The sequence below is a fragment of the Janthinobacterium sp. FT14W genome (genome assembly GCF_009208755.1).
In the GTDB taxonomy this organism is placed as follows: domain Bacteria; phylum Pseudomonadota; class Gammaproteobacteria; order Burkholderiales; family Burkholderiaceae_D; genus Janthinobacterium; species Janthinobacterium violaceinigrum.
Map to the genome: position 1 here is coordinate 82,755 of NZ_WFLL01000020.1, position 18,975 is coordinate 101,729.

An 18,975-nucleotide genomic window follows, 5' to 3' on the forward strand; every position below is an offset into this window, starting at 1 on the left:
GGGATTCCAGTCAGGCGGCCTGGCCGCACAGGGCCTGGCCAAACAAAAGGTGGGAACGCAGCGCGCCGATGTCGCGGCGCTGCTGGATCAGGTCGAAATACCAGGGCCCATCCTGCACCTCGCCATACAGCACGGCGCCCACCAGGCGGCTGCCCTGCACCACCAGGCGCTTGTAGACGCCGCGGCGCGGGTCGCGCAGCACCAGGTCTTCGCTGCCCTCGCCGCCAAGGATGTCGCCGGCCGAATACAGGTCGATGCCCGTCACTTTCAATTTGGTGGCGCTGGCCTGCTGCACGTAGCGCCGGTGTCCTGCGCCGGCCAGGTGCGCGCCGCACACGCGCGCCTGTTCCCAGATGGGGGCGACCAGGCCGAAGGTGGCGCGCCGGTGCTGCACGCATTCGCCCACGGCATACACGCGCGGATCGTAGCTTTGCAGGCAGTCGTCGACGACGATGGCCCGTTCGCAGTGCAGGCCCGCCGCTTGCGCCAGCCCGATGTTGGGGCGCACGCCGGCCGTCATCACCACCAGGTCGGCGGGAATGCTGCTGCCGTCCGCAAACTGCACGCCTTCCACGCGGGCGCCGCCCAGTATGGCGGACGTTTGCGCCTGCATCAGGAAACGCAGGCCGCGCGCTTCCAGCGCCGTCTTCAGCAGCATCGAGGCCGGGGCGTCCAGCTGCTGGTTCATCAGGGCGCCGCTCATGTGCACCACGGTGACGTCCATGCCCTGGCGCTGCAGGCCGTTGGCCGCTTCCAGGCCCAGCAGGCCGCCGCCGATGACCACCGCGTGGCGGTGCGTGCGCGCCGCCTGCAGCATGGTGTCGACGTCGCTGATATCGCGAAAGCCGATCACGCCCGGCAGCTGGTGGCCCGGCACGGGCACGATGAACGGCGTGGACCCCGTCGCCAGCAGCAGGCGGTCGTAGCGCACCGCGATGCCCGACAGCGCTTGTACCGTGCGCGCCTGGCGGTCGATGCGCACGACGGGGTCGCCCGCGTGCAGGGTGATGCCGTGCTGCGCATACCAGTCGCGCGTATGCAGCATGATGTCGTCCACCGTTTTTTCGCCGGCCAGCACGGGCGACAGCAGGATGCGGTTGTAATTGCCGTGCGGCTCGGCGCCGAACACGGTGATGTCATACAGGTCCGGCGCGAGTTTCAGCAGCTCTTCCACCGTGCGCATGCCGGCCATGCCGTTGCCGACCACTACCAGCGAGGGACGCCGGGGCGCATTCACAGCGCCACCCACACCATGTCGGCAAACACACGCGCGGGCCAGGCGGCCACGGAGTGCTCGGGCGCTTCGATGCACTCGCCGCTGGCCAGGTCGAAATGCTGCTTGTAGATGGGCGAGGCGACGACGACGCGCTCGCCGATGCTGCCCACCAGCCCCCGCGACAGCACGGAAGCGCCCGCGTTCGGGTCGACATTGTCGATGGCGTACACGCGCGGCGACGCATCGCCGACGCGGAACACGGCCACGTGGCGGCCACCGAGCAGCGCGCACACGCCCGTGTCGGGCACGATGTCGGTCAAGGGACAGATGGCCACCCAGTTGTCGGCAGTAGCGCCGGACAGTTCATTCATCGCATTCATGGTTCAAGCCTCCACGGCAAGGATGGGGATCACGGTGCTGCGGCGCTCGATTTCGGTGGCGGGACGGATCTGGCCCCGCTCCTCGACGAACACCACGTTTTCATCGTGCTTGTCGCTGTTGACGAAATGGCGGAAACGCTGGCGCACGGCGGGGTCCGTGACGGCTGCCTGCCATTCGCAGGCATAGGTGTCGACCACGTGCTGCATGTCCGCCTCCAGCTCGTGCGCGATGCCCAGGCCGTCGTCGACGATGACGCGCTTGAGGTAATCGAGGCCCCCTTCCAGGTTGTCGCGCCACACGCTGGTGCGCTGCAGGCGGTCGGCCGTGCGCACGTAGAACATCAGGAAGCGGTCGACGTAGCGCACCAGGGTGGCTACATCGAGGTCCGATGCGATCAGTTCCGCGTGGCGCGGCTTCATGCCGCCGTTGCCGCACACGTACAGGTTCCAGCCCTTTTCCGTGGCGATCAGGCCCACGTCCTTGCCCTGCGCCTCGGCGCATTCGCGCGTGCAGCCGGACACCCCGAACTTGATCTTGTGCGGCGTGCGCAAGCCCTTGTAGCGGTTTTCCAGCTGAATCGCAAAGCCCACGCTGTCGGCCACGCCGTAGCGGCACCAGGTGGAACCGACGCACGATTTGACCGTGCGCAGGGACTTGCCGTAGGCGTGGCCCGACTCGAAGCCGGCCGCGATCAGCTCCTCCCAGATGGCCGGCAACTGCTCGACGCGCGCGCCGAACAGGTCGACCCGCTGGCCGCCCGTGATCTTGGTATATAAACCGTATTTTTTCGCCACCATGCCCACGGCGATCAAGCCGTCGGCCGTCACCTCGCCGCCCGGCATGCGGGGCACCACCGAGTACGTGCCATCCTTCTGGATATTGCCGAGGAAGTAATCGTTACTGTCCTGCAGGCCCGCATGCACGGGCGAGAGGATGAAATCGTTCCAGCACGAGGCAAGGATATTCGCCGCCACGGGCTTGCACACGTCGCAACCGAGGCCCTGTCCATGCGCGGACAGCAGCGCGCCGAAGCTGCGGATCTTGCCGACGCGGACCAGGTGGTGCAGCTCCTGGCGCGAGTAGGCAAAGTGCTCGCACACGTGGTTGTTCACTGCCAGGCCCTGCTTCTGCATTTCCGCCTTCATGATCTGCGTCACCAGCGGCACGCAGCCGCCGCAGGCCGTGCCGGCTTTCGTGCAGGATTTTAATGCGCCGATGCTGGTGGCGCCATCGGCGACGGCCGCGCACAGCGCGCCTTTCGACACGTCGTTGCACGAGCAGATCTGCGCCGACGCGGGCAAGGCATCCACGCCCAGGCCCGCTCTTTGCTGGCCGTCCGCCTGCGGCAGGATCAGGAACTCGGGCGATGCCGGCAGCTCGATTTTATTCAGCATCATCTGCAAGAGCGTGCCGTACTCGCTGGCGTCGCCCACCATCACGCCGCCCAGCAGATACTTGCCGCAATCGGAAACGACGATCTTCTTGTAGATCTGCTTGCGCTCGTCCATGAACTGGTAGGCGCGGCTGCCCGGCGCATTGCCGTGCGGGTCGCCCAGGCTGGCCACGTCCACGCCCATCAGTTTCAATTTGGTGCTCATATCGGCGCCCTTGAACGACGCTTCGCCCTCTTCCTGCAGCACGTGGCGCGCGCAAATGCGGGCCATTTCATAGCCGGGCGCCACCAGGCCGAACACGAGGCCGCCCCACAGCGCGCATTCGCCGATCGCATAGATATCGGGGTCGGACGTGACGCAGCTGTCGTCGATGGCGATGCCGCCCCGCGGCCCCACGTCCAGGCCGCAGGCGCGGGCCAGCTCGTCGCGGGGGCGGATGCCGGCCGAAAAGACGATCATGTCCGCTTCCAGGTGGCTGCCGTCGGCAAACTGCATGCGGTGCGTGGCCGCTTCGCCGTCGACGATGGCCAGGGTATTTTTTTGCGTGTGCACGGTCACGCCCAGTTCCTCGATCTTGCGGCGCAGGACGCGCGCGCCGCCCTCGTCCACCTGCACGGCCATCAGGCGCGGCGCGAATTCCACCACGTGGGTGTCGAGCTTCAGGTCGCGCAAGGCTTTCGCGCATTCGAGGCCCAATAGCCCGCCGCCGATCACCACGCCCGTGCGGGACTTGGCGCCCCAGGCCAGCATGGCTTCCAGGTCTTCGATGGTGCGGTAGACGAAGCAGCCGTCGCGCTCCTTGCCCGGCAGCGGCGGCACGAACGGCGTGGAGCCGGTGGCGAACACCAGCTTGTCGTAGGCGAGGATTTCGCCCGTGCTGGCCGTGACGGTCTTCGCCGCGCGGTCGATGGACACGGCGCGCGCATCGAGCTTCAGCACGAGGTTGTCCTTGTCGAAGAAGCCGGGCGCCACCAGCGACAGGTCTTCGGCCGATCTGCCGCTGAAAAATTCGGACAGGTGCACCCTGTCGTAGGCGGGACGGGGCTCTTCGCACAGCACCGTCACCGACAAGCCCGCATTGTCTTCCAGCGCCAGCCGTTCGAGGAATTTATGCCCGACCATGCCATGGCCCAGCACGACGATTTTCAGGGGGTGGTTCATCGCTGTCTCCTCAGGCCGCGGCCATCGATGGTTCGGCCGCCTCGCGCGTAAAACGCACGGCGATGGCGCACAGGGCCGAGATCACCACCAGCGCGCTGAGGATGATCAGGGTCTGGCGGATGTCGCCCGTGCCCTTCATCAGAAAGCCCGCCGCCACGGCGCCCACGTTGCCGCCCGCGCCGATGATGCCGGCCACGCCGCCCAGGGCGCGGCTGTCGATGAAGGGCACCAGCGCGTAAGTGGCGCCGCACGCCATGTGGGTGAACAGGCCGAAGACCAGCATGGCGATGACGGCATAGGTGACGCTGTCGACTTTCGCAAACAACAGCAGGCCCACGCCTTCGCCTATCATCAGCATGAACAGCAGGGTCACGCGGCTGTTCAGATTGCCGCGCAGGGCCAATTTATCCGACAGCCAGCCGCCCAGGGCGCGGGCAAACAGGGCCAGCAAGCCGAAGCTGCCGGCGGCCAGGCCCGCCGATTTCAGGGACAGGCCGAAATGCTCGACGTAATACACGGCGGCGATGTTGTGGATGAAGATCTCGATGCCGAAACAGGCGCCGTAGGTGACGAACAGCAGCCACACGCGGTAGTTGGCGCTGGCCGCCTTGAAGCTGTCCCAGCCGCCCTTTTTATTACCTTCAATGGCCACGCCGGCCGCGCGCAAGTCCGAGTAATTGCCTTCCGGGCAATCCTGCGTATAGCGCCAGTACAGGGCGGCCATCACCAGCATCAGCACGCCCGGCACCAGCAGGGCCACGCGCCAGCCCATCGATTCGGATACGCCCAGCATCAGCACGGCGCCCAGCAGCAGCGGCATCAGCGCCTGCGCCGCCCCGCCGCCCGCATTGCCCCAGCCGGCGGCGGCCGCATTTGCCGTGCCCACCACGCGGGGCGCGAACATCACGGAGGTGTGATATTGCGTGATGACAAAGCTGGCACCCACGGCGCCGATGCCCAGGCGGAAGAACAGAAAGCTTTCATAGCTTTGCGAGGCAGCCACGCCCAGCACGGGGATGGCGCCCAGCAGCAGCAAGCCCGTGTAGGTCTTGCGCGGGCCGTAGCGGTCGCACAAGGGTCCCACGATCAGGCGCACGAGGATGGTGATGGCGACGGCCGCGATATTGATATTCGCCACTTGCGCCAGGGACAGGCCGAACTCGCCCTTGATGACCGGCATCAGCGGTGCGCAGGCGAACCAGGCGAAGAAACACACGAAAAATGCCATCCACGTCAGGTGGAATGCCCGCATGGGCGGCGTGGCGAGGGAGAAGAGCGCGATGCGCGTTGCTTTTTGGCTGGCCATGATAGGTTCCCGAAGTATCCCGTTGATAAAACAAAACGGCGCCCGCCCCCGCCGATGAAAGATCAGCCAGGGCGGACGCCGTTGTCCAGGTGGTCCGTCGTTGGACCGTTGTGCGTTTATTCAGGGGATCGCCGTTGATCCGTTCCTTCTGTTTAGCAAGTGCCGTGCCAGCGTCCTCGTCGGGCACGCAACGCCATTCGCACCGGCTTTGCGCCAGATCATGGCCGATCACGGTGCAAACACGCCACTTGCTGGTGCACGCGGGAACCGGCAGGTGGCATGTCTTGTCTAACTATCATCTGAAGCACGTGCGGGAGGCCACGATGCTCAAGACATTGCGCCGCCGATCGTGGAAACACGCGCCTCCCTGGGCGCCATGGCTGGCTTGCGTATGCGCTGGCGTGTTGCTCATTACGTGGAGCAATACTGCAGCCGCGCAAGAGCCGAAGGAACACAGCGAACTCGATGCCACCGTCGTCGCACCCTTCCGCGCCGCACCCGGCGAACGGCGCACGCAGGCGCGCACCTTTCTGGTCCGCCTCGCCTACCCCGACGAGGGCCGCTCCCATGCGGTACGCTGGACCGTGACCCTGTCCGGCCCGGGGCCGCAAGGCGCCGTGCTGCGGCGCTGGTCGGGCACGGAGCAGGTGGGAGCGGACGGCCAGAGCATCAGCTTGCCCTGGGATGGCCGCGCCGACGCCGATGCGCGCGAACGGCGCGCGCGGGTGCCGGACGGCCTGTACCAGCTGCGCCTGCTGGCCGTGGCGGACGCGCAGACGCCGCAGGCAGCGCTGGTGGAACAGCAATGGCCGATCCAGGTGCTGCGGGGCCGCGGCACGGCGCCCCACGTGCCTGCCTTCCAGGCGGGCCTGCAGCAACTGCCCAGCCTGGATGGCCAGGCGGACTACCGTATCATCTACGCCAACCTGCACAGCCAGACGCGCCACAGCGACGGCGGCGCGCCACTCGATGCCTGCCATGGCGCGCAAGACCCGCAAACGGGGCCCTACGGCCCCATCGACGCCTATCTTTATGCGCAGCAACATGGACTCGATGCCCTGCTGACGTCCGAGCACAACCATATGTATGACGGGTCCGACGGCACCAACGGCGCTGCCGTACCGGCCGAAGCAAAGGCCCTGTACCAGACGGGGCTGGCCGAAGCGGCTGCGTACACAGCCGCCCATCCCGGCTTCCTGGCCCTGTACGGCATGGAATGGGGCGTCATCAACCAGGGCGGCCACCTGAACATCTTCAATAGCGAGCAGTTGCTGGGATGGGAAAGAAATGCCAGCGGGGAACTGCTGGCCGATGTGGAAACGCCGAAGAGCGATTACGCGGGCCTGTATGCGCTGATGCGCGAACGGGGCTGGATCGGGCAATTCAACCATCCCGCCTATGCGGGCCAGTTTCTCGTCGACGGCCAGCCGCTGGGCTACACGCCGGACGGCGACGCGGCCATGGTGCTGTGCGAAGTGATGAACACGTCCGCCTTTTCCACGAACGACGCGGAAACGGAAACGCGGCGCAGCAACTACGAGGCGGCCTGCAACCGGGCCCTGGCGGCCGGCTACCACGTGGCCTTCAGCAGCAACCAGGATAACCACTGCGCCAACTGGGGCGCGGCCTACGGCAACCGCACGGCCGTGCTGGTGCCCAGCCCGGCCGCCGGCATGGCCGTGTCACGCGACAGCTTCCTCGAAGCGTTGCGCGCGCGCCGCGTGTTTGCCGCCATGGACAAGCATGCGCAGCTGCTGTTCACGGCCAATGGCAAGCTGATGGGCGAACGCTTCGACAACCACGGTCCCTTGCACCTGGCCACCAGCTTCAGCAACAGCGCAGGGCGGCAAGCGGCCGCCATCGCCATCTTCCACGGCGTGCCGGGCGGCAATGGCTCCGTCACGGCCCTGTCGGACCAGGCCGCGGTCACCGTCACGCCCGCGCCCGGCCCCCATTTCTATTACGCGCGGCTGACGCAGGACGACGGCAATATCGTCTGGTCGGCGCCCGTGTGGGTCAATCAGCAGCCGTGAACACCGCGGATCAGGCCACGGCAATAGCCACGGAACCATTGTTTTTTCGCAAGTACTGTATTGTTATACTCATGCAATAAAACTGATGACTCCTGATTTTACTTTCATGCATTCCATTACATTCATTCTGGCATTCATCGCGCTCCTCGCACCACTCGCTGGCTGCTATGAGAAAGCGGAAAAGTACCAAGGACTGGCCGAGCGCGCAGTCAGCAGTCCTGCGATTGTCAACGGTACCGCATGCCAAAATCATGGCTCGGTATCTTATTCATATGTGATCGATGGAAAAAATATTATGGCTGGACATTCAGCACGGAATTAGCGCTACCTTCGTGTGAAGATATCAGGCCTGGCCATGCTTTTTCCATTTATTATGACCCTCTGCATCCATCGATCAATTCGATCAAGGAACCATGGGAAGAATATGAAAGGAGGCGCGGCTATTATGTCCCGGGATGGCTGATCTATTTCCTGCCGCTTTTTCTTCCATTCTTCGGACTTGGCATCGAAATACTGAAAGACAGGCAAAACGACACGAGCGCAAATACGCATGGTGATAACTAGTTGTGCTATCCGGCTTCCAGAACGTCCGCCGGACAACAGCACGGACTGCCGTACCATGCGCCGCAGATTCTACGGCCTTGCCCTTTTCCATCAAACAATATTGGAAATGTAAGTATTTTTCAAGCAGCCGTCCATAGACACTGGTTCCTTGCAGCAATCCATGGCACCATGGATGCGCCGTTTTGCCTGCAACACGGCCTCCCACCGGACCATCAAGGAACCCTACATGTCGTCATATCGCACCTTCGCCGGCAGCATGCTGCTCGGCCTGGCCGCAGCGGGCCTCGCCCATGCACAGGCACCCGCCCCTGCCGCCGTCCATACCGATCCCCACCAGTGGCTGGAAGAAGTCCTCGGCGACAAGCCGCTGGCCTGGGTCAAGCAGCACAATGCCATCACCGTCAAGGAACTGGAAGGCCAGCCCGGCTTTTCGGCCCTGCAGGCGCGCCTGAAAACCATCCTCAATTCCAAGGAGCGCATTCCCTACGTCAGCAAGGAAGGCGAGTTTTACTACAATTTCTGGCGCGACGCCCAGCACGTGCGCGGCATCTGGCGCCGCACCACCCTGGCGCAGTACCAGTTGGCCGAGCCAAGCTGGGAAACCGTGATCGACCTCGACCAGCTGGCCGCCGGCGAGAATGAAAACTGGGTCTGGGGCGGCGCCTCCTGCCTGTATCCGAAAGGCGAACGCTGCCTCATTTCCCTGTCGCGCGGCGGCGGCGACGCCAAGGTGGTGCGCGAATACGACGTGGCCAAACGCGCCTTTGTCGACGGCGGCTTTACCCTGCCCGAAGCAAAGGGCAGCACCAGCTGGATCGACCAGGACACCCTGTTCGTCTCCACCGATTTCGGCCCCGGCTCGATGACCAGCTCCGGCTACCCGCGCATCATCAAGGAGTGGCAGCGCGGCACGCCGCTGGCGCAGGCGACGACGCTGTATGAAGCCAGGGCCGACGACCTGAGCGCGGGCGCCTACAAGGATTTCACGCCCGGCCACGAACACCAGTTCATCGAGCGGCAAATCGATTTCTACAGCGGCGAAACCTTCCTGCGCGACGGCGCCAGCCTGAAGAAAGTGCCGAAGCCGGACGATGCCACCGTGTTTACCGTGCGCGATCAATTGATCATCACCTTGCGCTCGGACTGGCAAGTGAACGGCAAGACCTACCTGCAAGGCTCGCTGCTGGCCACGGATTTCAAGGCCTTCATGCAGGGCAAGCAGGACCTGGAAGTGCTGTACGCGCCCACGGCCACGTCGTCGCTGGACAATGTGACGGCGACGAAATCGGCCATCCTCGTGACGACCCTGGACAAGGTCAAGAACCGCCTGACGGAACTGCGCCACGTGAACGGCAAGTGGCAGCGCCGCGCCGTCGATGCGCCCAAGCTGGGCACCCTGGCCGTCAGCGCGCTCGACCCCGTCGACTCGGACCAGTACTTCCTGACGGTGACCGACTTCCTCAACCCGACCACCCTGTACCTGGCCACGGCGCAGAGCGACAAACGGACAAAGATCAAGTCGCTGCCCGCCTACTATGACGCGGCGCCGTACAAGGTGGAGCAGTTCGAATCGACGTCGAAGGATGGCACGAAGGTGCCGTATTTCGCCATCATGGGCAAGAAGACGAAGTTCGACGGCAGCAATCCCACCGTGCTGTACGGCTATGGCGGCTTCGAAGTGTCGCTGAAACCCAGCTACAGCGGCACCACGGGCGTGGCGTGGCTGGAAAAGGGCGGCGTGTACGTGCTGGCGAATATCCGCGGCGGCGGCGAATTCGGCCCCCGCTGGCACCAGGCGGCGCTGAAGGAAAACCGCCAGCGCGCGTATGACGATTTCATCTCCGTGGCGCAGGACCTGATCAAGCGCAAGGTCACCAGTCCGCGCCACCTGGGCATCATGGGCGGCAGCAACGGCGGCCTGCTGACGGGCGCCGTGCTGGTGCAGCGCCCCGACCTGTTCAACGCCGTCGTCAGCCAGGTGCCGCTGCTCGACATGCGCCGCTATAACAAGCTGCTGGCGGGCGCTTCGTGGATGGGGGAATACGGCGACCCGGACGTGCCGGAACAATGGGATTACATCAGCAAGTACTCGCCGTACCAGAACGTCTTCAAGGACAAGAAATATCCGCGCGTGCTGTTTACCACCTCGACGCGCGACGACCGGGTCCACCCCGGCCATGCGCGCAAGATGGTGGCGAAGATGGAAGAGCAAGGCCACGACGTGCTGTACTGGGAAAACACGGAAGGCGGCCATGCGGGCGCCGCCAACAACGACCAGCAGGCGCTGATGTGGGCGCTGACCTACACCTTCCTGCTGGAGCAGCTGAAATAAAGTGCAGGTGTCGGATTACGCGGCGTGGCCGCTAATCCGACCTGCGCGCCCGCAGCATTGCTTACTTCGCCTGCGCGCTGGGGCGCTCGGCGATGCGGTCGCGGTAAGCCTGCAGGTGCGCCAGTCCCTCCGCGCCCGGACGGTACTTCATCAGGCCGCGGGCAAATTCCAGCGCGCAGAAGGCCGTGATGTCGGCAATCGTAAACCGTTCGCCCGCGACGTAGGGCTGGTGCGCCAGCACCTGGTCCAGCCATTGCGCCGTCTCGCGCATCTTGCCCGCCTGCGCCAGGGCGAAATCGGGAAACTGGGGGTTTTCCAGCGCCACCAGGGCCGGATGGCCGTGGCGCACCCAGTTGGCGGCGCCGCTGAACAAATGCAGTTCCACGCGGCGGTCGGCCATCTCGATGAAGGCGCGCTCCTCGAAACCCTCGCCCATCAGGTTCGGCTGCGGCTGCAAGCCTTCCAGGTAGGTGCAGATGGCGCGCGTCTCGGTCAGCACGCGCCCGTCCGCCAGTTCCAGCACGGGCACGCGGCCCAGCGGATTTTTCGTCAGGAAGGCGGGGTCGCGGTGCTGGCCCGCCATCAGGTCGAGCGCCACTTCCTCGATGCCGGTGATGCCCTTTTCGGCGATGAACATAGTGACGCGGCGCGGGTTGGGCGTGCGGGGGCTGATATACAGTTTCATGTGCATGGGTCTCGTCTCGTTTATGGGGTGGACAATCAGCTGCGGGACTGGCCTGCGGCAGGACAGTCAGGCGCCCATCATACCAGCGCACCGCCACGGTGCGGCGTCCATGGCGCGTTGACTTTGCCCCCGTTTCCACTTAGATTGCTGTACGGGAACGCTGGCCTACAGCTCCAGCGATGTCCCGCTACCGCCATGACGCTCGCCGCCTACCCGGCTGGCGGGCGTTTTATCCATGAACCAAGGGCATACCATGCATCGCACAACGACTCCGCGTTTCCGCCGCAGCCAACTGGCTGCCGCCGTCCTGGCACTGACTGCCGTCGCCGCCTTCAATACGGGCCACGCCGCGCCCGCCGCCAAATACGCTTCGGCCAGCCATGCCGCCAGCACCACCACGCAGCTGCCGCGCGGCGTCACGCCCTTGCACTACATCCTGTCGATCACGCCGGACGCCGCCGCCTCCACCTTCAAGGGCGAGGCCGCCATCAAGATCGCCGTCGACACGCCGGCCGCCAGCATCACCTTCAATGCCCTGAACCTGGCGTTTGCCGCCGCCGCGGTCGAAGGCGCGGGCGGCAGCCGGCAGGTGGCGCGCAAGATCGATTTCGATGCGGACAAGCAGACGGCCACTGTGCATTTCGCGCAACCCGTGGCCAAGGGCGAGTACCTGCTGCGCATCGACTACAGCGGCAAGATCGGCACGCAGGCCACGGGCCTGTTCTCGCTCGACTACGACACGCCCGAAGGACGCCAGCGCGCGCTGTACACGCAATTCGAAAACTCGGATGCGCGCAGCATGCTGCCGTCATGGGATGAACCTGACTACAAGGCCACGTTCGCGCTGGACGTGGTCGTGCCGAGCAACCAGATGGCCGTCGGCAACATGCCCATCGTCCGCAGCGAAGAGCTGGGCAACGGCAAGAAGCACGTGTATTTCGCCACCACGCCGCGCATGTCGACCTACCTGCTGTTCTTCGGCCTGGGCGACTTCGAACGGGCGACAAAGATGGCCGACGGCACGGAGATCGGCGTCATCACCAAGCGCGGCGCGCTGGCGCAAAGCCGCTTCGCGCTCGATGAATCGGCCGCCCTGCTGCGCGAATACAACGATTACTTCGGCGTGCGCTATCCGCTGCCCAAGCTCGACAACATCGCCGCGCCGGGCCGCAGCCAGTTCTTCGGCGCCATGGAAAACTGGGGCGCCGTGTTCACCTTCGAATACGGCCTGCTGCTTGACCCGGCCATCTCGACCCAGTCGGACAAGGAAAACATCTACACCACCCTGTCGCATGAAATGGCGCACCAGTGGTTCGGCGACCTGGTCACCATGCGCTGGTGGGACGACCTGTGGCTCAACGAAGGCTTTGCGTCGTGGATGGAAAGCCGCACCACGGAACGCCTGCACCCCGAATGGAACACGACCCTGTCCAAGGTGGGCGGACGCGAATCGGCCATGAGCCAGGATGCGCTGCGCACCACGCATCCGGTGGTGCAGCGCATCGCCACCGTGGAACAGGCCAGCCAGGCCTTCGACGGCATCACCTACCAGAAGGGCAAGGCCGTGATCAGCATGCTCGAAGCATACGTGGGCGCCGACACCTGGCGCACGGCCGTGCGCAGCTACATGCGCAAGCATGCGTATGGCAATACGGTGTCCGACGACCTGTGGCGCGAAGTCGATGCGGCCGCGGGCAAGCCCGTCAGCGCCATCGCCCATGATTTCACCCTGCAGCCGGGCGTGCCCATGATCACGGTGAGCGACGCCGTGTGCCGCAAAGGCAATACGCGCGTGACCCTGACGCAAACGGAGTTTTCCAAGGACCAGCCGGACAAGAAACCGCTGTCGTGGAAAGTGCCCGTGATCGCGTCGACGGTCGGCAACGGCAAGCAGGCCCGCGTGCTGGTCAGGAATGGCAAGGCCACCCTGAACGTGCCCGGTTGCGGCGCCCTGCTGGTGAACGCGGGCCAGAGCGGCTACTACCGCACCCTGTACGCGCCGGCCGGCACGCGCGCGCTGGCGGGCAGCTTCGCGCGCCTGGCGCCCATCGATCAGCTGGGCCTGCTGGCAGACAGCCAGTCACTGGGCCTGGCGGGCTTGCAGGACCCGGCCGCTTTCCTGGAACTGGTGAAGGCCACGCCCCTGTCGGCCGACCCGCAAGTGCTGGGCCGCGTGGCCGCCTCGCTGAACGGCCTGTATGAACAATATGCGGGCGATAGCGCGGAAAGCAAAGCGCGCCAGCAGGCCTTCGGCCGCTTCGCCATGGCGCGCCTGGCGCCGATGATGGCGCAGACGGGCTGGGAAGCGCGCGCGGGTGAAGCATCGAGCGTGGCGACCCTGCGCGGGCGCCTGATTGCCATCCTCGGCGACATGGGCGAGCCGGGCGTGCTGCAGGAGGCGCGCCGCCGCTACGCGGCCAGCGAACAGGATCCATCGGCCATGCCCGCGCCGCTGCGCCGCACCATCCTGGGCGTGGTGGCGCAGCATGCGGACGCCGCCACCTGGGAGCAGCTGCACGCCAGGGCGCAGCAGGAAAAAACGCCGCTGGTGAAGAACCAGCTGTACGACCTGCTGGCCTCGACCGACGACGCGGCCCTGGCGCAGCGGGCGCTGGCGCTGGCGCTGACGGATGAACCGGGCGTGACCAACAGCCCGGCCATGATCTCGCGCGTGTCGCGCACGCATCCGGAACTGGCGTTCGACTTTGCGCTGGCCCATCTGGAGCAGGTCAATGCGCGCATCGATGCCAGTTCGCGCAGCCGCTACTTCCCGCGCCTGGCCGCAGGTTCCGCGCAGCCGGAGATGATCGCCAAGCTGGAAGCATATGCGCAGGCCAACCTGCCGGCCGGCGCGCGCGGCGACGCCGACAGTTCCGTGGCCGGTATCAAGTACCGCATCAAGGTGCGCACCGAGCGCCTGCCGGCCGTCGATGCATGGCTGGCCAAGCAGACGGGCTAAGCGCCCGCGCCCGGCGCCGCAGCACGGCGGCGCCGGGCATTTTCCGTCCCTGCACGAAAATCCGGACAAAAAAAAACCGGCTTCGCAAGTCGCGGCAGCCGGTTGAAACGCTGTTTCAGAGCGCAGGGATAAAACGGAAAGACATGAAAAAGTGGAAATCGTGCCGGTCATTGAGGTGTCCGGCAACCTTGCGCTCGGGGTTTCCGTGCGCCATGTATCCACTATGCCAGTCCTTCCTTCAGGCAGGCTTAGGACTTCATTAAATCCCCGGCCGTTTCCTGGTTTTTCCCGCCCTTGCCCTACCCTGCCCCGCTTTGCTTGCCAACGCGGCAATGTTTTTTGCCGCGCCGGCCTGTCTGGTGCCGATGGTTGAGCTCACCGGCTAAGCTGTTGAGTCATGCCTGCATCCTATCGCTCCCGGAGCGTAGTGATCTGCGCAACGCATGCTGTGTGCCAACAAAAGCATCATAACAGCGGCATATGACGGGCTTATGACGTAGCGCTAAGGTGTGCTGCCCTCCTTTGCGGAACTTTTGATACCCGTCAACTCGATCTCCACGCGGCGGTTCGGCTGCAGACAGGCGATCAGGGCCGCGCGCGGCGCCACCTGGTCGCAGGCGGCGACGGGTTCGGCCTTGCCCTTGCCATATGCACTGATGACATTGGCGATACCCTGTTCACGCAGCAACTGTTTCACCGTCAGGGCACGCCGTTCGGACAGGGCCTGGTTATAGCTGTCCGAACCCAGGCGGTCCGTATGCCCCGTCACGGACAGCGTATCGATCTGCACATAGCCCTGCTTCAGGCGCGTCGCCAGGTCGCGGATTTTCTCGGCGCCCTGCGGCAGCACGTCGGCCGCGCCCGCCTTGTCGAAACGGAACAGGGCGTCCATGTCGAGCGTGATGCGCTCATGCCCGATGCGCGGCGGCGGAGGTAACGGCGGTTCTGGCTCCCGCTTCGGCTGGTCGGCCGGGCACGCCCCTGCGGCGGACTGGGCGGCCGCCTGCGCATCCTCGGCCAGCTGCACGTACGGGTTCGCGTGGCGCCAGCCCTGCTGCTTGTATTCATTGCCCGCATGTACCAGCTCCACTTCGCCGCACGCCACCTTTTGCGCCGCGCAGGCAAAGCCGGGCGATGCGCGCAGCTTGCCGAAGCTGGCCCACAGGTCGTCGCGCAAGCGCGTGGCGTCGTTCACCAGCGGCGTGGCGTCGCCGGGATTGGGCGTGCTGCCGTCTTCCAGCGCGGCAACGATCTTCGCCGATTCCTGCAGGGCTTGCAGGGGAAAGGCCGAGCGGTCGTTGCGCGTGTATTCGTGGAACGAGACGTCGAGCCAGCATTGCGCCTTGGACAGGTAATAGTCGCCCACGCGCACGCCGCCGTCGTTGAGCTTTTTGATGCGCTCCTGCAGCAGGCGGTAGGCTTGCTGGTCGGCAGAGACGGCCTGGTCGCTGATGCGCAATTGCGGCATGGCCAGCGGCGCCGCCGGCAGGACCGGCGCGGCCGCCTGGGCCAGGCCCATGGCCAGCAGGCTGGCGAGCGGAAGCAATTTCATCATCGGTGTCATGGTCGGTGTCAACATTGGTGTGATTTTCGGAGTCATGGTAGCTTTCATGGCCGGGCCAGGGTACGGTTGATGGTGGCGTCTTTGCCTTTGAACAGGTTTTCATCGAACTTGAAGCGCAGGCGCAAATACGGGCCGCGCGCCGTGTAGTCGGCGCCCGTCAGGTCCCGGTCGGAAAAGCCCGACCAGTTGTGGCCCGCCGACAGCCACAGGTTTTGCGCCAGCAGATAACCGACTTCGACGCCATTGGCCCACTGGCGGCTGCCCCCTTGCGGGCTGCCCATCACGGCCGCCAGCACGCCGATGTCCCAGTTCTTGCTGATGTCGTACACGCTGCGCCCGGAAAACAGCCAGGCCGTGTATTTTTCTTGCCCGGCGGGCAAGTTCTTGTCGTTGTTGTGCTTGGCGGCGACCCTGCCCGTGAACCACCACGGACGGCTGGGGTGATAGTCGAGGTGCGTGGAAACGATATGTGCGCGGTAATTGTCGCCATCGATCTGCGACTGGTCGCGCACGGTCTTGTACTCGTAGCGGGCCAGGCCGTTGAAACGGTTGTCGTCCACGGGGCGCCACGCAAAGCCCAGTTGCGCCCGGTCCTGCAGCACATTGCCCACGGGCGCGCCGCTGGCGTCGTCGTTGTTGCGCGTGTACAGCAGGTAGTTGCGTGCAAGCAAAGTCCAGTCGCGGCTCAGCTTGCGCGCCCAGGCAATCGTATTGAGCCACTGATCCTGGCGCTGGTCGCCCGGCGCGATGTCGCTGTCGAACAGGCGCCGGTACTCGAGCTTGACGGCGCCCCGCCACAGGGGATTGACCGCATAGTCGAAGCCTGCCGCCACGGCCACGGCTTGCTGTTGCTGGCCGTTCATGACTTTCAGATATTCCACATTCGTGTTGGCTGCCAGCCCTTCGCCCAGGTTCCACGTGTTGCGCAAGCCGGACGCCAGCTGCAAGTCGCGCTGATTGCTGAGGCTGTAATCCATGGCGTCGCGCATGCGGTACTCGCCAAACACGGTGCCGCCCGGCATGTAGCCCGTATCGGCGCCAGCGACAAAGCTGGTGCTGCGGTCGGCGGGATTGAGCGAGTACGCGGACGCCAGCCCCGTCTGGTTTTCATAGCGCGCGTACAGCCGGCTGCGTTCGGCCAGCTGGTATTGCGCGCCCAGGCCGTAGCGGTGCTGGTCCGCGTCGGCTATGCTTTTTTCCACGTCGCCATTCAGGGTCCAGCGGTCCGTGGCCTTGTACTGCGCGCCCAGGCGCACGGTGGTGGCGTCCAGCGGCACCGTCGCGCCCGTCCCTGCACCGGGATTGATGGGCGCAAACGTGGTGATGCTGCCGCCCGTGACGGGATCGATGGCCGTGTTGGCCGTGCCGTTGCCGAAGAAGCCGCCCGTGGGATTCAAGCCCGTGCCCAGCGGCGAGGTATTCGGCGCGATGCCGGCCGTCGACGGCATGCCGCCGCTCTCCTTCATGTGCTGGATGGACACGTCGAGCAGCCAGCGCTCGCTGGCATTCCACGCCACGCCCAGGCGCTGCGCATCGCGGCGCGCGTCCGTGCTGCGCTCGTCGCTGCGGATGGCCTCGCCATACACGGTGATGGCGGGACTGAGCTTGTAGCCCGCTTTCACGCCCGCCTCGCCCCGCCCGCCCGTGATGCCGGCCGCCGTGTTGTTGAAATCCTTGTCGGAACGGTTCCAGAACGCTTTCGCTTCCAGCTTGTCATCCTTGTGCTGCAACTCGATCCGCGCCGCATTGCCGCTGACTTCATCGCGCAACTCGCCCGCCTGGCCCGACGGCGTCGTGTAGATATTGCCGCCCGCGCTGTAGCTGGTGGACGTGGTGCGCGCCACTTCCAGCACGAGCAGGCTGTGCTCGCCGAGGCGCAAGCCCGCGTTGGCGCTATGCAATTTGTACGGCGACAAGGGACTCCTGTCTTCCACGGCCGAACCGCCGAGCGAGACCATCTTGCCCAGCTGCACCTGCCCATCCACGCCCAGGGTCCAGAATTTCTCGCCACCCTGGTCCACCTCGTAGCTGATGCGTATCGATTGCGGATCGCCATTCGGCGTCAGCGCGGGGATCGCCTGCTTGAACAGGATGCGCCCGCTGAACGGCTCGAAGCTGTAATCCTCGAAGCGGCGCAGCTGCGTGGCTTGCACGATATTGCCGTTCTGGTTCTTGTCGCGCACGACGATCTCGATCTTTTCCGAGTTTTCGATGGCGTTGTTGTTGCGTACGGCGAACGGTCCCGACGTGCCGTTCGCCCGGTATTCCTCGACCACCTGCTTCAGGCTGTCGTTGATGGCGAACGCATTGGCGACGATGCCATCCTGTTCGTAATGGCCGCGCCCGCCCGTGGCCGTGCGGTTGTACTGGCCCAGTTTCCTCTGCTGCAAGGTCGCCACGGCGCCGCCGCCCGTCATCTGGCTGAAGCCGTCGCCCGTGGCAAAGTCGCCGTACAGCACATAGCTTTTTTGCCGGTCGATGCGCACATATAAACGGTCGCTGGAACGGGCGTCGAAATTGCGCACGGAACTGTCGCCGTAGACGGGATAAAACTCTTCCGGATTGACATCGCGCAAGAGGCGCGCGCGCGTGTCCTTGTCCGAATCGTAGGCGGCCGTCAGCAAGGCGTCGCCACGGATGCTGCCTTTCAAAAACATCGCCGCCCTGCCCGCCACGTTGGCCTTGCCATTGTTGAACGCCCGGCTCCAGCGCTGGATGTCGCGCTCGAAACCGTCATTGAAACGCGACGGCGCAATGGCATCGCTGGACAGGCTGCGCTTGCTGATGATGCCGTCGATCAAGCCCACGGCCAGCATGTCGCGCAATTCCGGCAGAAAACTGATCGTGCCCTGCGCCGCCGCGCTGCCGGCCGACACGCGCAGCAGCACGTCCTGCGGCGTGGCGGGGGCCAGCAGGCTGAAGGCCGCTTCGCCGTTCTCCACCGTCAGCTGCGTGCCGGGCGTGACCTTGTCGGCGTCGCGCCGCTCGGGGCCCAGCTCGTCCGTGCGGGCCCCGGGCAGCAGGATGCGCCCGCCGCTGGCCTCGATGGTCAATAACGCCGTGCCCGCCAGGGGCTTGTCCTGTTCATCAAAGAGGTTCACCGTCACCTTGACGGGGCTTTGGCCATCGGCCGGCACGCCGTTCCCGTCCGTCTCGACGGCGATGCGCGCCACACCCCGGTTGATGGCGTAATCGGTGGCGCCCACCTTGCCGGCGAGGAAGGATGGCGCCGCCACGGCGGAGCCTGACACGCTGTCCGGCAAGGGCAGTTGCGCCAGGCTGGCCGCCGGCAAGGCCAGCAGGGCCAGCGCGGCGGCCATGCGCCGGGGCGCGGGGAGAGTTCTCTTCATGGCTTGTTTCTCTTTGGCGGCATTGGCAGG

The 18,975-nt window shown here is 65.3% G+C and carries 10 protein-coding genes; 3 read left to right on the forward strand and 7 right to left on the reverse strand.

From position 1 onward, the window contains the following. Nucleotides 1-10 precede the first annotated feature (10 nt). The 4 genes from GCN74_RS15170 to GCN74_RS15185 are packed head-to-tail and all read right to left on the reverse strand — an operon-like array spanning nt 11 to nt 5,458. Nucleotides 11-1,237 carry an NAD(P)/FAD-dependent oxidoreductase gene (locus tag GCN74_RS15170; protein WP_152257451.1) on the reverse strand — a complete coding sequence of 409 codons (1,227 nt, stop codon included), beginning with the start codon at nt 1,235-1,237 and terminating at the stop codon, nt 11-13. After that, nucleotides 1,234-1,587 carry a nitrite reductase small subunit NirD gene (gene nirD / locus GCN74_RS15175; RefSeq protein ID WP_152257469.1) on the reverse strand — a complete coding sequence of 118 codons (354 nt, stop codon included), beginning with the start codon at nt 1,585-1,587 and terminating at the stop codon, nt 1,234-1,236. Before nirD ends, GCN74_RS15170 begins: the two co-directional genes overlap by 4 nt. 12 nt (nt 1,588-1,599) lie before the next feature. After that, nucleotides 1,600-4,140: a nitrite reductase large subunit NirB gene (gene nirB / locus GCN74_RS15180; RefSeq protein WP_319633463.1), complete on the reverse strand. Its 2,541-nt coding sequence runs from the start codon at nt 4,138-4,140 to the stop codon at nt 1,600-1,602. 22 nt (nt 4,141-4,162) lie between these two features. Continuing rightward, nucleotides 4,163-5,458 (reverse strand): MFS transporter, encoded by a 1,296-nt coding sequence (locus GCN74_RS15185; protein ID WP_152257453.1) that lies wholly within the window; start codon nt 5,456-5,458, stop codon nt 4,163-4,165. A gap of 401 nt (nt 5,459-5,859) precedes the next feature. On the opposite strand from GCN74_RS15185, the gene GCN74_RS15190 reads away from it, so the two are divergent. Both GCN74_RS15190 and GCN74_RS15195 read left to right on the forward strand, forming a co-directional pair. Then, nucleotides 5,860-7,491 carry a phosphotransferase gene (locus tag GCN74_RS15190; RefSeq protein WP_226939058.1) on the forward strand — a complete coding sequence of 544 codons (1,632 nt, stop codon included), beginning with the start codon at nt 5,860-5,862 and terminating at the stop codon, nt 7,489-7,491. A 790-nt stretch (nt 7,492-8,281) separates the two neighbouring features. Continuing rightward, nucleotides 8,282-10,387, forward strand: coding sequence for a prolyl oligopeptidase family serine peptidase (locus tag GCN74_RS15195; protein WP_152257455.1), 2,106 nt, complete (start codon nt 8,282-8,284; stop codon nt 10,385-10,387). Between the two features lie 61 nt (nt 10,388-10,448). Here GCN74_RS15195 and GCN74_RS15200 read toward each other — a convergent pair whose 3' ends face one another. Continuing rightward, the gene (locus GCN74_RS15200) at nt 10,449-11,072 is read right to left on the reverse strand and encodes a glutathione S-transferase family protein (RefSeq protein ID WP_152257470.1); all 624 of its coding nucleotides are present in this window, start codon (nt 11,070-11,072) and stop codon (nt 10,449-10,451) included. Nucleotides 11,073-11,325: 253 nt separating this feature from the next. Between GCN74_RS15200 and GCN74_RS15205 the strand changes: the two genes are divergently transcribed. After that, a complete protein-coding gene (locus tag GCN74_RS15205; protein WP_152257456.1) occupies nt 11,326-14,031 on the forward strand; it encodes a M1 family metallopeptidase in 2,706 nt (901 codons plus the stop codon). 502 nt (nt 14,032-14,533) lie between these two features. On the opposite strand, the gene GCN74_RS15210 is transcribed toward GCN74_RS15205, so the two are convergent. Together GCN74_RS15210 and GCN74_RS15215 are read right to left on the reverse strand one after the other, a co-directional pair. Further along, nucleotides 14,534-15,586: an OmpA family protein gene (locus tag GCN74_RS15210; protein ID WP_193317100.1), complete on the reverse strand. Its 1,053-nt coding sequence runs from the start codon at nt 15,584-15,586 to the stop codon at nt 14,534-14,536. A 53-nt stretch (nt 15,587-15,639) separates the two neighbouring features. Continuing rightward, a complete protein-coding gene (locus tag GCN74_RS15215) occupies nt 15,640-18,945 on the reverse strand; it encodes a hypothetical protein (RefSeq protein ID WP_152257458.1) in 3,306 nt (1,101 codons plus the stop codon). Nucleotides 18,946-18,975 lie beyond the last annotated feature (30 nt).